20 protein-coding genes are annotated in these 15,197 nt (G+C 41.7%); all 20 read right to left on the reverse strand.

The window, feature by feature from the left end:
• Positions 1-77: 77 nt before the first annotated feature.
• The 20 genes from ACP8HI_RS12565 to ACP8HI_RS12660 all read right to left on the reverse strand — a co-directional run bounded on the left by ACP8HI_RS12565 (position 78) and on the right by ACP8HI_RS12660 (position 15,192).
• Positions 78-983: a polyprenyl synthetase family protein gene (locus tag ACP8HI_RS12565; RefSeq protein WP_438351401.1), complete on the reverse strand. Its 906-nt coding sequence runs from the start codon at positions 981-983 to the stop codon at positions 78-80.
• Positions 976-1,236, reverse strand: coding sequence for an exodeoxyribonuclease VII small subunit (xseB, locus tag ACP8HI_RS12570; RefSeq protein WP_438351402.1), 261 nt, complete (start codon positions 1,234-1,236; stop codon positions 976-978). Before xseB ends, ACP8HI_RS12565 begins: the two co-directional genes overlap by 8 nt.
• On the reverse strand, positions 1,220-2,590 hold the full coding sequence (gene xseA / locus ACP8HI_RS12575; RefSeq protein WP_438351403.1) for an exodeoxyribonuclease VII large subunit: 1,371 nt from the start codon (positions 2,588-2,590) through the stop codon (positions 1,220-1,222). The genes xseB and xseA overlap by 17 nt, the downstream gene beginning before the upstream one ends.
• Before the next feature lie 11 nt (positions 2,591-2,601).
• Positions 2,602-3,459 (reverse strand): bifunctional methylenetetrahydrofolate dehydrogenase/methenyltetrahydrofolate cyclohydrolase FolD, encoded by an 858-nt coding sequence (folD, locus tag ACP8HI_RS12580; protein WP_438351801.1) that lies wholly within the window; start codon positions 3,457-3,459, stop codon positions 2,602-2,604.
• A 42-nt stretch (positions 3,460-3,501) separates the two neighbouring features.
• Positions 3,502-3,954: a transcription antitermination factor NusB gene (gene nusB, locus ACP8HI_RS12585; protein ID WP_438351404.1), complete on the reverse strand. Its 453-nt coding sequence runs from the start codon at positions 3,952-3,954 to the stop codon at positions 3,502-3,504.
• A gap of 156 nt (positions 3,955-4,110) precedes the next feature.
• Positions 4,111-4,344: a DUF2273 domain-containing protein gene (locus ACP8HI_RS12590; RefSeq protein ID WP_438351405.1), complete on the reverse strand. Its 234-nt coding sequence runs from the start codon at positions 4,342-4,344 to the stop codon at positions 4,111-4,113.
• A 14-nt stretch (positions 4,345-4,358) separates the two neighbouring features.
• Complete coding sequence (gene amaP / locus ACP8HI_RS12595) at positions 4,359-4,898, reverse strand: alkaline shock response membrane anchor protein AmaP (protein WP_438351406.1); 540 nt, start codon at positions 4,896-4,898, stop codon at positions 4,359-4,361.
• A 77-nt stretch (positions 4,899-4,975) separates the two neighbouring features.
• Positions 4,976-5,386: an Asp23/Gls24 family envelope stress response protein gene (locus ACP8HI_RS12600; RefSeq protein ID WP_438351802.1), complete on the reverse strand. Its 411-nt coding sequence runs from the start codon at positions 5,384-5,386 to the stop codon at positions 4,976-4,978.
• A gap of 166 nt (positions 5,387-5,552) precedes the next feature.
• A complete protein-coding gene (gene accC, locus ACP8HI_RS12605; RefSeq protein ID WP_438351407.1) occupies positions 5,553-6,899 on the reverse strand; it encodes an acetyl-CoA carboxylase biotin carboxylase subunit in 1,347 nt (448 codons plus the stop codon).
• Between the two features lie 114 nt (positions 6,900-7,013).
• Positions 7,014-7,505 carry an acetyl-CoA carboxylase biotin carboxyl carrier protein gene (accB, locus tag ACP8HI_RS12610; RefSeq protein WP_438351408.1) on the reverse strand — a complete coding sequence of 164 codons (492 nt, stop codon included), beginning with the start codon at positions 7,503-7,505 and terminating at the stop codon, positions 7,014-7,016.
• Between the two features lie 152 nt (positions 7,506-7,657).
• Positions 7,658-8,374 carry a SpoIIIAH-like family protein gene (locus tag ACP8HI_RS12615; RefSeq protein ID WP_438351409.1) on the reverse strand — a complete coding sequence of 239 codons (717 nt, stop codon included), beginning with the start codon at positions 8,372-8,374 and terminating at the stop codon, positions 7,658-7,660.
• Between the two features lie 42 nt (positions 8,375-8,416).
• Positions 8,417-9,055 carry a stage III sporulation protein AG gene (gene spoIIIAG / locus ACP8HI_RS12620; protein WP_438351410.1) on the reverse strand — a complete coding sequence of 213 codons (639 nt, stop codon included), beginning with the start codon at positions 9,053-9,055 and terminating at the stop codon, positions 8,417-8,419.
• A gap of 15 nt (positions 9,056-9,070) precedes the next feature.
• Positions 9,071-9,820 carry a stage III sporulation protein AF gene (gene spoIIIAF, locus ACP8HI_RS12625; protein WP_438351411.1) on the reverse strand — a complete coding sequence of 250 codons (750 nt, stop codon included), beginning with the start codon at positions 9,818-9,820 and terminating at the stop codon, positions 9,071-9,073.
• A 15-nt stretch (positions 9,821-9,835) separates the two neighbouring features.
• On the reverse strand, positions 9,836-11,026 hold the full coding sequence (spoIIIAE, locus tag ACP8HI_RS12630) for a stage III sporulation protein AE (RefSeq protein WP_438351412.1): 1,191 nt from the start codon (positions 11,024-11,026) through the stop codon (positions 9,836-9,838).
• 16 nt (positions 11,027-11,042) lie between these two features.
• Positions 11,043-11,432 carry a stage III sporulation protein AD gene (spoIIIAD, locus tag ACP8HI_RS12635; protein ID WP_438351413.1) on the reverse strand — a complete coding sequence of 130 codons (390 nt, stop codon included), beginning with the start codon at positions 11,430-11,432 and terminating at the stop codon, positions 11,043-11,045.
• A 10-nt stretch (positions 11,433-11,442) separates the two neighbouring features.
• The gene (spoIIIAC, locus tag ACP8HI_RS12640; protein WP_438351414.1) at positions 11,443-11,646 is read right to left on the reverse strand and encodes a stage III sporulation protein AC; all 204 of its coding nucleotides are present in this window, start codon (positions 11,644-11,646) and stop codon (positions 11,443-11,445) included.
• 13 nt (positions 11,647-11,659) lie between these two features.
• A complete protein-coding gene (gene spoIIIAB / locus ACP8HI_RS12645; protein WP_438351415.1) occupies positions 11,660-12,178 on the reverse strand; it encodes a stage III sporulation protein SpoIIIAB in 519 nt (172 codons plus the stop codon).
• Positions 12,171-13,169, reverse strand: coding sequence for a stage III sporulation protein AA (gene spoIIIAA / locus ACP8HI_RS12650; RefSeq protein WP_438351416.1), 999 nt, complete (start codon positions 13,167-13,169; stop codon positions 12,171-12,173). The genes spoIIIAB and spoIIIAA overlap by 8 nt, the downstream gene beginning before the upstream one ends.
• A gap of 190 nt (positions 13,170-13,359) precedes the next feature.
• Complete coding sequence (locus tag ACP8HI_RS12655) at positions 13,360-13,626, reverse strand: YqhV family protein (protein ID WP_438351803.1); 267 nt, start codon at positions 13,624-13,626, stop codon at positions 13,360-13,362.
• A gap of 312 nt (positions 13,627-13,938) precedes the next feature.
• A complete protein-coding gene (locus ACP8HI_RS12660) occupies positions 13,939-15,192 on the reverse strand; it encodes an aspartate kinase (RefSeq protein WP_438351417.1) in 1,254 nt (417 codons plus the stop codon).
• Positions 15,193-15,197 lie beyond the last annotated feature (5 nt).

Genomic DNA, 15,197 nt, shown 5'->3' on the forward strand with positions numbered 1-15,197 from the left:
GGATTTGTTATTGTTTCAGTTGGAAACTTTCCGCTCATTATATCACATATGAAGCTTTTTATTACAATCTTACAGAATTAGTGGTCTCTACTGACCAAATAATCTGCAATTTCTAGAAGAAGTTCTGGATGAGGAATTCGTGCATCTAGTACAATCTTCTTTGCTTCTTCTGTCAGTCTTGCGACTTCCATCTGTGATTTCTCTAGTCCAATAAAGTAAGGATAAGTCACCTTATCTTGTTTGACATCACTTTGTGTCTTTTTGCCAAGCTTCGCCTCGTCACCAATGAGATCTAGAATATCATCTTGAATCTGAAAAGCAAGCCCCAGACGATGCCCAAATGAGCGAAGCGCTTCGATACTGTCCTCATCCGCTCCAGCAATTCGTCCTCCCGCAACAAGAGAGAATATGATCAAATCACTCGTTTTATGAAGATGTATGTACTCCAGTTGAGATAAATCAGTTAATCCTTGTTCCCCTTCCATATCAGCAACCTGACCCCCAACCATTCCTCTAGGCCCAGCCATTTCTGATAAGTCTGAGATGATAGCAAGAACTTGATCTGCCGGAATACTATACTTTCGAGATATTTGAGCCAAGTGGAAGAAGGCGTGTGTGAGTAACCCGTCTCCTGCAAGAATGGCCATAGCTTCGCCATATACTTTGTGATTCGTCAACTTACCACGACGATAATCATCATTATCCATCGCTGGAAGATCATCATGTATAAGTGAGTATGTATGAACCATTTCAACAGAACATGCGGCATCTATGGCGGCATCACGATTGCCACCCATAGCTTCGCATGCGGCAATCACTAACAGTGGCCGTAAACGTTTCCCTCCAGCAAGAAGAGAATAAGTCATCGATTCCTTCAAATGAACCGGCACATCCCACGCGGATGGAATAATATCTAGTAAAGAAGATGTGATAATATCAGTCACATCTTCAATATAATCTTGCAATGAGGGACGGTTAGCCATTCGAATCCCCGCTTTCTGACTCCAGTGAAGCACCAAAGGGTTTCTTTCGAATCTCGCCATCTTCCTGCACAATCATTTCGATCTTCTGCTCTACCTGCTCTAGCTTTTGGCTACACAACTGTGATAGCCCCATCCCTTTTTGAAATAGCTCAATCGCTTTTTCTAATGGGACGTCCCCATGCTCTAACTCATCTACAATGGCTTCTAATTGGCTCATTGCTTGTTCGAATTTCAATTCAGTGACCTTCGCCATGATCTAGCTTATCCTCCTTCATTGCCCATACCTGAGCGTCGAATTGACCATCATTCACCCTTATTTTCACCAAATCACCTAGCTTGACATCGTTAAGTGATTTAATTAAATGTTGTTCCTGCTCATCATAGACAAGACTGTAACCCCTAGACATCACCTTTAAAGGACTAAGTGCATCAAGTTGTTTCATAGCAGTGCCTAATTGATTCTTATTCACTTTAAGAATGGATGCCATCGCCATATGGAGCTGATGCTCATTCTTCTCTCTTTGTTTCTTGACAGCAGCAACCTGATCCTTAGGATTGAACCGCAACAAACTCTGATGGACACGTGATTTCTGCTCTTTGCTCAATTTCACTCCAGATCGCATCGACCGAGTAAGCTGTTGTTGTAGCTTGTCCAATCGCTCTGTATGTTGATGTAATGTTCTTCGAGGATTCACCAATACAGGTGAACGCTGCAAAGCTCCAAGCCGCTCACGATAATACGATACTCGTTGTCTCAGTGACTGGCGTAACTGCCTTTCCATGTGCTGAAGAGAAGCTTTTACATCTGCCATATTCGGAACAGCCAATTCTGCGGCTGCAGTTGGCGTAGCCGCCCTGAGATCCGCAACAAAATCAGCAATCGTGAAGTCTGTTTCATGACCAACAGCTGAAATAATCGGAATTTTAGATTGATAAATAGCTCGCGCAACGATCTCCTCATTAAATGCCCACAGTTCCTCCAGAGAGCCCCCACCTCGACCAACAATGATCACATCGACCTCAGCCAACTTGTTCATGACCTTTATTGCCTGCACAACAGATGGTGCTGCATCTTTACCTTGGACGAGTACAGGATATAAAATAATATGTACTTGAGGATAACGACGCTGCAATGTAATCATAATATCCTTGACTGCGGCCCCGGTTGGCGAAGTAATCACGCCAATGGATCGCGGGTAAGCAGGTAATTTCTGTTTATGTTCCGTAGCGAATAGCCCTTCTGTTTCCAGCCTCTTCTTCAACTGTTCAAAGGCAAGATACAGACTACCAATCCCATCCGGCTGCATATGTGTAGCATAGAACTGATACTGACCATCCCGTTCGTAGACGGTAACATTTCCTCTTGCAATAACACGAGCCCCTTCCTTGGGTAGAAAGGGTAACTTCTGATTATGAGACCCGAACATTATGGCTCGAATCCGACTGCTCTCGTCTTTCAGCGTAAAGTACATATGTCCGCTTGAATGATGAGTGAAATTAGATATTTCTCCACGAATCCATACATCAGACAACAATGAATCCGAATCTAACTTCATACGGATGTATCGGCTCAGATCTTTTATGGATAATACCTTCTGTTGGTCCATGGTAGACCCCTTTATGACAATCTGTGATGCCGTTTGGCAGCAATCAGTGTATTCTTCATTAACATAGTAATCGTCATCGGACCAACGCCACCTGGAACAGGTGTGATAGGCCCACATACTTCTTTAACACTCTCAAAATCAACATCCCCAGCGAGTTTACCGTTATCTAAGCGATTCATTCCGACATCGATAACTACAGCTCCAGGTTTCACGAAGCTTGCATCGATAAAGTTAGCCCGACCAATAGCTACTACAAGGATATCAGCCTGACGAGCAATTTCAGCCATATTAGCTGTACGGGAATGACACATGGTAACTGTAGCATTCTCGCGTTGAAGCAATAACGATACTGGCTTCCCAACGATATTGCTACGTCCAATTACAACTGCGTGCTTACCTGACATCTCTATCCCAGCACGCTTAATGAGTTCTATAACACCTGCTGGTGTACAAGGTAAAAGACTCTCATCACCAATGACTAAGTTCCCTACGTTGATGGGGTGGAATCCATCCACATCTTTCTCCACAGAGATTGCATTAATGACAGCTTTCTCCTCAATATGTCCAGGAAGAGGTAATTGTACAAGTATCCCATTGATATTCTCTTGATGGTTAAGCTTATTTACTAAAGCCAATAGGTCCTCTTGTGAAGTTTCTCTAGATAGGCGATGTACTTCAGAATAGAAGCCTAGATCTTGGCAAGCCTTCTCTTTATTACGGACATAAACTTGAGAAGCGGCGTCTTCCCCTACCAATACAACAGCAAGTCCGGGAACAACCCCTTTACTTGAAAGTTCCTTCACTTCTTCTGTCAATAAACCACGAATTTCATTCGATATCTGTTTACCACTAATAATCGTTGCCGCCATCATAATCTCCCCTAACTTTATGTTATGATTTCATTTGATTTTCTATTGACGTTTTTCTTTAAGTTCAATCAAGTCACCAATCATCTTACCTAGAACTCCATTTACGAATTTACCAGAATCCTCTGTACCGAAATGCTTAGCAAGGTCAATCGCCTCATTCACGACAACTTTGGCTGGAACATCCTCTTGATATACCATTTCATAAGCAGCTAGACGCAATACTTGACGATCTACACGGGATAAACGACTGATTTGCCATCCAACTAAATAATGACCAAGCAATTCATCAATCGCCACTTTATTGCTCCATGTTCCATTGACTAACTCCAGAACGTATTCCTTCAGCTTGACCTCATCTTTGATGACTCTTTCCGTCTCATTCTCTTCAGAAGCTTCCACCAACAAGGTGGATACAGCCTCCTCACTTTCAACCAAGTTCATTTCCATTTGATACAAGCTTTGTACCACGATCTCTCTAGCTACACGTCTTTTCATTATTATATCGTTCCTCCCAGACTTTACTTTATCTTAAAATTTCAGACTTTTCATATTCTTCTTAATATTCACAAAAAAAACCCAAAGAAATCTTCCTCCAAAAAATGGGCCTGGTTAAACTGCAGCTCTTTTTCCGGAGAAAGCATATCTTAGGGTTCATTTAAAAGGACGCCACTTTTCCGATAACCGTTGCACAGCTTCCTTCCATTGAGGCAAGGAACCTTGGTGCAAATCTTTTCTTTTACCGAAAATATATCCAATGAACACAACTAATGCAAAGAACAACATATCCCAAAAACCCGATACTAAATATACAATACCGAATAAAACTCCACCCGTTACTCCGACAATTCGCCCTCTGTGACTCTCCCACATCTCTTTCCAAAGCATCGGGAAATCCACCTCTATTCCACTCTACTCTTAAAACTTGGTGACTGTGCAACATTAGCAATAAATACCGCTACATTGGCTACTGGAATTCCAGTTGTTTCTTGCAAATAATCATGGACCTGTTTCTGTATATCTGATGACAAAACAGGAATTGAATATTCTCCATCCACAACAGCACGGATCTCAATATCAATGCCCGCTTGATCGACCTTGATTCGAGATTTCAAATCTCTAACGCCACGTACTCTAGATGCTGCTTTAAGACATAAATTCTCAATCGTTTCTATTGATATTTGAATATCACCAAACTCAGTCCGTTGATCAATGGAAGGAGTACGATTACGATCTTTTCGAATAGAAATATAAAAGAAACGAAGACTAAGAAGAAACAATACAACCAATACAATAATGGCAGTAATGAACACACCATAATCCGATTCATTAATCCAATCCGAAGGTAATATTCCACTTAGATGAAGGATTGCAGCTATAGAAAGAATAGCGATACTCAAGCTATAAACAAACAGCAAAAGTCTATCAAGTATTTTAGCCACGAGACAATCCAACCTCCTAAAATTATAGTAAACCCGCGACATGAACTGTCGGGGGTTTAAATGACTATCGAAATCCGTTATTTAACACGTTGGCTAAAATCAACGTCCTCGTTATTCTTCTCAACTTGTTTAAAAATAACATCATGAATATGAACATTCACTTCAATCACAGTTAGACCCGTCATGTTCTCAATTGAACGTTTGACATTATTCTGAATTTGAGAAGCCACTTCAGGTAGACGATAACCGTATTCTACAATGACAGATACATCGATTGCTGCTTCTTTTTGCCCTACTTCCACTTTTACGCCTTTGGATTGATTCTTACGACCTAAAAGTTCAGCAATACCACCCGCAAATCCTCCACTCATACCTGCTACTCCACTAATCTCAACTGTAGCCAACCCAGCGATCACTTCAATCACTTCAGGAGCAATCTGGATTTCACCGATATCCGTACGTTCAAACTCAGTCGGTAATGTACTCATAATAAATTCGTCACACCCTCCAAGTAAATTTTCTGACATCAATTACGATTGCATAACACAGTCTCAGTATGCAAAATTAGCTATTCATACTATATCATTTAGGGTTATTTAAAACAATTAAAGGTTCAAGAGAATATTCAAAAATCTGAGTTTACGAACTCAGATTTCAAACAATCTCGTTCTCTTCAAGGAATTTAATATCGAAATCCCCCTCGATAAATGTAGGGTGATTCAGCAGTTTCTGGTGAAAAGGAATGGTTGTATGAATTCCACCTATTGTAAACTCAGACAGAGCACGTTTCATTTTGGCGATGGCTTCGCGTCGTGTTGGCGCCCATACGATTAGCTTTGCAATCATAGAATCATAGTAAGGTGGAATCGAGTAGCCTTGATAAGCGGCACTATCGATACGTACACCAGGACCACCAGGAGGTAGATAAAATGTAATCTCGCCGGGACATGGCATGAAGTTTCTTTCAGGGTCCTCTGCGTTGATACGACATTCGATAGACCAACCATTAATCGCAATATCCTCTTGGTCAAAAGAAAGAGCATGCCCTTCTGCCACTGAGATCATTTCCTTAATGATGTCCACACCTGTCACCATTTCCGTCACCGGATGCTCTACCTGAATACGAGTATTCATCTCCATGAAATAAAACTGACCATCTTCACCAAGAAGAAATTCAAGTGTTCCTGCTCCTGAATATTGAACTGACTTTGCAGCTCGAACGGCCGCTTCACCCATTTGTTCACGAACTTCTGGTGAAAGCACAGGACATGGAGCTTCTTCAAGTAGTTTCTGTCTACGACGTTGTATCGAACAATCCCGCTCACCGAGATGCACGACATGACCATAGTTGTCAGCAATAATCTGAATCTCTACATGCTTCATGCCAGTCAAGTATTTCTCTAAATATACCCCTGCATTACCAAAGGCTTTCTGAGCTTCTTGCTGAGCAGCCGTTATTTGCTTGACTAATGATTCCTCATCTTCAGCAATTCGAATTCCTTTACCCCCACCACCAGCAGTTGCTTTGATGATTAATGGGTAGCCAATTTCGCGAGCAATCACAATGGCTTCAACCAGATTATCCACGATTCCATCGGAACCAGGGATAACAGGTACACCCGCTTCTTTCATCGTCAACTTAGCAACAGACTTATCTCCCATTCTAGAAATAGCCTCTGCTGAAGGACCGATAAAAGTAATGTTGCATGATTCACAAATTTCAGCGAAGTCTGCATTTTCAGCCAAAAATCCATATCCTGGGTGGATCGCATCACACTCTGTTAATGTGGCAACACTCATAATATTAGTGACATTCAGGTAACTGTCCTTAGACGAGACTGGACCAATACAATAAGCTTCATCCGCTAGTCGAACATGCAGAGAATCTTTGTCTGCCTCTGAATAAACCGCTACCGTAGATATATCAAGTTCCCGACAAGCTCGGATAATACGAACCGCAATCTCTCCGCGGTTCGCAATGAGCACTTTATGAAATTTCATTGCAGGTACCATCCTCCTAAAAGTTTTCCGAAGGAAAACTCACTTCGAAAGCAATTTCTTATGTTTTCCGAAGGAAAACTCACTTCGAAAGCATTACTTATGTTTTAAAATGTTTTACTCTGCTCTTACCAGGAATAATGGCTGACCAAATTCCACCAATTGACCATTATCAACCAATACCTCTACAATTTCTCCCTTTACTTCCGCTTCCAATTCATTCATTAACTTCATAGCTTCTATGATACATACCGTTGATTTCGAATGCACCTTGTCTCCACAGCTCACAAGAGGAGCTCCATCTGGAGATGCGGCTCTGTAGAATGTTCCCACCATAGGAGAAACAATTTTATGTAATGATGATTTCGTATCCGCAACTATGGACTGTTCAACCCCAGTCACACCTGGATCAGATACATGATTTGTTTGCTGAAAATGTACTGGTGCCATCGGATACGCCTGTGGAGCGGAATGTTGAACATTCACTACTTCCATTTGCCCAGGCTTACGAATGGATAATCGGTTACCTTCCACTTCAATCTCAAGCTCTTGAAGAGATGATTCATCTACTAACTTGATCAATTCTTTGATTTCATTCAACTTAAACATTATCAATTCACTCCTTCAACTATCGGAACCGTATACAAACTACATTTACATTATAGATATGTATTATATCATAAACGCAAGAAATGGAAAGAGCCCAGACTTACCTGGACTCCATCATTATTTTATCTAATTATGTCTACTTTTGGCTATTATTAAGGTTTTACATTCCTTACACTAATTTTATTCTGCGATACATTCAACTCTTTCATGACTAGTTCCACGATATTTACAGCTTGATTCACATCTAATTTATCGGCTAGAACTAGCACTTCATACTCATCATTCTCTTCCTTTACAACGACTTCACCGAATTGCTCATGAAGCTCCTCTTCAATGCCCGTAATAATGGATTCTTTTTCTTCTAAACTCTTAAGTTCATTATCCGCTTTAGCTAATTCTTCCGGGGTACTTTTCTGATTGTCTAATTTTACATATAAATCAGTCTCTTTTTTTATATTACTTTCTTTGCGCTCCCATTGAAAAGAGTCCAAAATATTTCTACCTGATACCGCTTGGGAAGCAACCTCTTTCAGTACCTCATCATCATTTTTACTCTCGCTTGATTTCGCTGTTTCTTCCGTTGCCTTCTCACTCGTCTTTTCCTTTTCTTCTAATCCTGTATCAGATCCAATGGCTACATCTGGAGTCTTTGTTGTCGCTGTGAGATCATTACTAACTTGCCCATCCGTTACTACTTCCGTAATAACAAGCTCTTTATTATCAACGGGTTGCAGTTCTAACACCTGTTTACTATCTGCAACTGGAATTTTTGAAGTTCCCGAGTCTTCTGTAAAAAGATAATAAGCCGATAATATCACCATCAAACTGAGCATAGAAACCAACCATATTGTTTGTCTTTTATTATTCATTCCTAACTTCCTCCTTCGTCTTCTCAAGAAATGGATGACATATTACTCCTGTTTACGTGGAACGACTGAAATTCTAAAACTGGGTACATTCAGTCCTTTGGATACAGCATCTACAACAAGATTGCGTACCACTTGATTCTCTGCTCCTTTAGCAACGACTAGCACACCCCTGATTTGCGGCTTGACTCTTTTAGTAATGATAGGTGACACACTTCCAGATGATTCATAGGTTACAATTTCGCCATCACGGGTATATTGGGTAGTATTCCGTTTACCCCCATTTGAATCATTCTCCTCAGATGTCTGTTGGGAATCTCGCACATTGCTTTTAATAACAATTTCTTCGGTTGAATCCACAGTAACTAATACATCGACCGTACCTACACCCACTATTTTTTCCAAAATCTCTTTAATGTTACTCTCGAATACCTCTTCTATACTGCCAAAGGAATCCACTTGCGAACTCGTATTTTGAAACGTTTCCTGTATAGGAGTTGAACTCGGTGGTTCCCTTCCTATATTCTCATTCTCAATTTTTTTCACATTCACAAAGGAATTAAATAACACAATAGCTACTCCTACTAACCCTAGAATAATGAGCCAACGAAACGCAGATATCTTTTTAGCTCCACTCGCGCCCCCACCTACCCATTGCTCTAGCCTCTTATACCAGTTCCCCAAAACCAATCACCCCCTTTATACCTTGGCGTCTTCTTCATTTACCAGAATCCTGATTTGTTCGGCTTTTAAATTCCATTCGCTACTGAGGAGCTTTTGAATATCTTCTGCCCCATTTATAAGTTGAGCCGATGCCTCATCGGATTGACTCGTACCTGTACTACGACCATCTGATTGACCGTTTCCTGCCTCCACGGGCTCCACATTAACTTCCACCTTTACTGGAGCAATGGGGGCTACAGCAATTTGTTGTGAGTGATCTTGATCTGGCTGTCCTTGAGAATCTTCTGTTTCTAACAGTAAAACAACGTCAACCGAAGTGATGGAAGGTGATGCTTGTTCATCCTTTTCTTTCATGGGAGGTAATGTAAGCAACACCTTCACTTCTTGGACTTGTTTGCCTGTCTTCGATTCGATTTGTACCTTCATTTGTCTTGCGACTTCTTCCCCAGCCCACTGGAGACTTTGGGTTTGTTGCTGATGTTGTATTTTCTCTCCCTGAGCCAGAATTTGCTGTAATGTACTCTCTTTACCATTGGTGAAATACGCTGCATTCACATCTTGATTCTGAAATGCTGCACTCAACTTCACTTCCGGTGAATCCGTCAGAAGGTTGATGATGGGCTGCATGAGAGTGAGCAGAACGAGCAGGCTGAGAACCAGCTTGACATAGCGCTCCATAGAACGACTGGGTAGAATAAGATCGACAAAAGTAGCTAAAAGCACAACCATGATGACCTCTCTCATCCATTCGTTTAACCAAGCCATAGCTACCCTCCTTCATCACCTCATCATGACCGTTACATTCCCAGCCATTAGCAGGATCGTAATAGCCAGAAAGAACATTAATCCTACAACCGCCATAGCAGCAAATGCGTAAATCATGCTTTTACCAATCGTCTGCAAGCAGGTCACAATCGGAGTATCTCCAAGTGGTTGCAATACAGCTGCTGCCATTTGATAAATAAGAGCAAGTGTTAATATTTTGATAGCGGGAAACGCACATAGGAAGAGAAGAATAATAACGCCAGCCAACCCGATCGAGTTCTTCACTAATAACGAAGCGGATATTACCGTATCTGTCGCATCCGCGAACATCTTTCCGACGACTGGGATAAAATTTCCAGATACATATTTTGCTGTGCGAATCGTCACACCATCTGTTACGGAGCTTGTAATCCCCTGAACGGATATGACTCCAAGAAATATGGTTAGTAATATTCCAAGTAACCCCACACTTATTTTTTGCAATAGATTCGCCATTTGCGTCAACTTATATTTGTCAGACAGTGAACTTACAATGTGTAGTAGTGCCGAGAAGAATAGAAGTGGAAATACGGTCGTATGGACAACCGCCCCTACCGTGTGAATCATGAATACGATCAAGGGATGCGTAACAGATACCGTGACGAGATTCCCCATAGATGCCAGTAGCGAGAATAGTAGTGGTATCATCGCCATCATAAATTCAATCATATGATTAATAGCTTCCTTGGCGTAACCAATAGCGACGGAGAAGCTGTTAATCGCAATCACCATAATGACCATGTAACATAGTGAATACGCAACCTTGCTGACATTATTTCTTTCAAATGCGGTCTGTAAAGTCTCTAGGATTAAACTCATGATGCTTAGCATCACAATCGTAACTAAGAGTTTCCCATTGTAGAGCACTTCGTGCCAGAAGAAGGATGTCAGACCGGACATCACGTTCTTAATGCCAAACCCTTCTCCACCGGGAAGTAACATATCCATAAAGGAAGGTGTTTTCTGATCAGGAAAGAATCCACCGTAATCTTTCATCAGTTCATCCCAATAACTTTCGACCTGATCCTTGGGTAAGTTATTAGCTTGCTGTTGAATAAGGTGTTCACCCGGAGATTCAGCGTAAACACTGCCTCCCCACATCAGTAGAATGAGCACTATACATACAAATATATGTTTAACGTCTGGAGAACGTCTGCTTCCTAACATAGTAAGATCCTACTTTCTAGTGAGGCAGTAGCTTCATGACAGTTTCAATGATGATTCCTATTATGGGTATAGCTAGCACCATAATTAGTACTTTCCCTGCTAGTTCGATCTTAGTTGCGATACTTTCCTGGCCTGAATCCCTTACAATCTGGGATCCGAATTCAGCAATATAAGCAATACCAATGATTTTGAGAATGGTCTTTAAGTAAATCATCTGAACCCCTGCTGATTCTGCCATTCGTTCTAGCTCACTAATGACGGTGTCGATTTTGCCGATCAAGAACAGAAAAATCAGAATACTTGTAGAGGCGGTTAGCAGAAACGCAAACATCGGTTTTTGCTCTTTAATGATTAGTATTAGAATCGTAGATATTAGCCCGAGCCCAACAACTTGTATGATTTCCATAATGGCTCTCCTACTGGAACAGAAAGATGGATTTGATCTCTTGTAGCAGGTCATCGAGCATACGAACAACCATGAACAGCACCACGATAAAACCGATTAACGTCACCCAATGTGCCATATCCTCTTTTCCCATCTGTTTGAGCACCGTATGAATCATGGCGATGATGATACCGATTCCCGCAATCTGAAAGATGGCGTTCACGTCAATATTCATATTCTGCACCTCACTAAAAGATCAAAATGACGACCAATATCCCAACTAAAAGCCCTAGGTTTTTGCTCAGTTTACCGTATTTATCTAATTCCTCCCTCGCAGTCGACTCTTCATGTTTCAACTGCTGTGCAGCTAACGCAAGGTGTTTCATCTGATCTTGACGATCACTTGTACCTAAAGTGAAGCTAAGTTGATGAAGCACGTCCTTCTCAGTAGATTTCATAGAAGTATGCTTCCAATGGTCGGATAATGCCTGTTGTATACTCTCTTGAGCTGTCAATCCGTGTGGAGGATTCATGAACCTAGCTGCACTCTGAAAGAAAGATTTCAATGGTTCTCGCACCTGTTCTCCCATTTTGTCGAGCGCCTCTGGTAACGGTGTGTATCCATAGGATATTTCTGTCTCCAGTCGTTGCATAGCTAGAATGAGCTCACGAATCTGCCGTGGCCGACTTTCATACTGCCTAGCCTTATTGAGACCTGCTAGTGCTCCTGAGACCACTATAATCAGTATCCCAATCAGTTTAACCATAGACATCAACTCCTTTTTGATTCGGCAAGGACAGTTGGATAGATCGCTGTTGCCTATCCAGGATGCGAAAGTTCAAGTGACCCTCGACCCGATTGAGAATGACGTATACCTCAAACATCTGATTCTCCATCAGAGCGGCCAACGCCGGACGTTGTGAGAGTTCGTCCACAGAGGAGCCATGGGCTGTTGCAATGACGGATATACCCGCATGAAGGGCTTCTGTAATTGCCTCAGCATCTTCAGAACGACCAATTTCATCTACGAGCAGGACTTCAGGCGACATCGATCGAATCATCATCATCATTCCTTCAGCCTTTGGGCAACCGTCCATAACATCCGTTCTTGATCCAACATCGAAGCTGGGTACACCACGTATACTTCCGGCAATCTCCGATCGTTCATCTATGATTCCAACCTTCATCCCTGGCCATTTCACCGTTGTATTACCATAACTACCATTACTAATTTGTCTGGCCATATCCCTGATTAGTGTTGTTTTACCATGCTGAGGAGGAGATAGAATCAGAGTATGCTTCATTCTCTTCTCCTTCCTATCCAGCAAATGTGGAAGAATTTCATCAGACGCTCCATGAATTTCCTTCGCAATCCGGACATTAAACCCACTAATATCTCGTAAGTGTTCCACCTTACCACCGCTTAGCACCGTTCTACCTGCTAATCCGATGCGGTGGCCACCAGGTATCGTTATAAATCCTTTACGCAACTCCTCTTCCATGGTGTAAAGGGAATGGTTGCTAATCCTGTCTAAGAGCCGATGACTATCTTCTCTTGCCGGCTTGTACGAATCCTCGACACGGTATGTCAATTTACCACCCGGAGTGACGAAATGATGATCTCCGGCGGCATTAATCTCAAGTGGTCGCCCTTCTCTTATTCGAACTTCTTCCAATCGATCCAGCATGGAGGATGGTAATTGTTCAAGGAGCGACTTGATCGGTTCAGGAAATAGCTCCAACCAATTCATTTTCATGAATAAACCCTCCTACAATTTTTGTGAAACAAAAATACTTCGAAAGCATTTACCTTCATTTTTGTGAAAAACACTTCGAAAAATATACGCTTAATTTCTCATTTCAATTGCTACTCAGTCAGTAGAGTCACTCATTGTTTTCATACCTCATATGTATGCCTGTACTCCACTTTTATGACCACTGAGTCTATCATTTTTTCAAAATACCAATTAAGAGACAGATCACTCCAAGCAGAATCCAACTCATTTTCGCCCATGATAACTTATCCGCCATCCCTATCAACCCGATGCTAGTTGTAATGATCAACACAGTCGGTCCAACAAAGGCCAACATCGTATTGATCGTCAATGCTTTATCTACTTGTCCAACCTTTAACATGAACAGCGCTGCTGCAATCTCAATGCTTCCTGAGAGAATACGCAGGGTGGCCATGCTGACTACGAACTTGTCCACAATCATTATCCTCCTTTATTTCACTCCTCCCATCCAAGCAGAAACGGCTATACCGTCCTTTTCCAAGGAGTTTATGCTTCCGATGCTAGCGATACTTCGTTTCGCTTTGAGGTATCCGTCTCTTCCGAAATATAAGAAATAGAGTATCAAGTGAAACTTATACTTTCTTATATTTTAAGATATGCTCAAATCTCTTTTTTTAGATGCACAGTTTCGCAGATTCTTTCATTTAATTAGTTAGAAGGAAACAAAAAAAGGACCTAACGGAAAGTTCACCGTCAGGCCCCACATATTACTTCCTTATAACGTTTATGATCAGCGGCGGTCCTCAGGACCTCCAATAAATACTTGACTATCATTATCTAGATTATAAGCGGTATGAAGAGCTTTAATAACTTCATTTAAGTTATTCCCATCGATAACACATGAGGTTTTGATCTCAGATGTGCTAACCATCTTGATACTAACACCTTGTTTAGATATAACATCGAACATCTTAGCTGCAACGCCAGGATGACTAATCATTCCTGCACCCACAATAGATACTTTAACTAACTTATCTTCGGATGTAACTTCTCGATATGGAAGATTCCCTTTGAGACTTTCGATGACGGACAATGCATTGTCACATTCAGATAGCGAAACTGTAAATGAGAAGTCTGCCTCACCATCTTGAACGCCACTTTGTACGATAATATCAACGTTAATACCTTCTCGTGCCAATGCTCCGAATACTTCCGCTAGTACACCTGGAGTATCAGATACACCCAAAATACTAATACGAGCCACATTCTTATCGTAAGCGATGCCACTTACTACGACCCCTTGTTCCATGCTTGCTTCCTCCTTAACAACGGTACCTTCATTATTATTGAAACTGGACCGCACCACGAGGCGGACTTTATTATGCTTCGCATACTCTACAGCACGTGGATGTAATACAGCCGCACCCAGACTAGCAAGCTCCAGCATTTCATCATAAGATATTTCCTTAAGCTTGGTAGCACATTTCACAATACGCGGATCAGTAGAGTAAATACCATCTACATCGGTGTAAATCTCACATACATCTGCATTAATCGCAGCTGCCAATGACACTGCTGTAGTATCCGAACCACCACGTCCGAATGTCGTAATCTCTCCATCTTCCGTCATTCCTTGGAATCCAGCAACTACAACAATTTTCCCCTGTTTCAGTGCAGCTTGAACACGATCTGGCATAATATCCATAATTCTTGCTTTACCATGTACCGACTCTGTTCGGAATCCAGCTTGCCACCCTGTAAAAGAAACAGCCTCACGACCTAGATGATGAATAGCCATCGATAACATGGCCATTGATATTTGCTCACCTGTTGTCATTAACATATCCATTTCCCGTGCTGGCGGCTCCGGGTTCAATAACTTAGCTTGGTCAATTAACTCATCTGTGGTATCCCCCATAGCTGAGACTACGACCACACATTGATGACCTTCATCTTGCTTCTCAACGATGCGTCTTGCTACACGCTGCATCCGTTCCGTATTTCCAACAGAACTACCTCCGAATTTCATGACGTACAGTGACAACTTTG

The organism is Paenibacillus sp. FA6 (genome assembly GCF_051550225.1).
In the GTDB taxonomy this organism is placed as follows: Bacteria; Bacillota; Bacilli; order Paenibacillales; family Paenibacillaceae; genus Paenibacillus_AQ.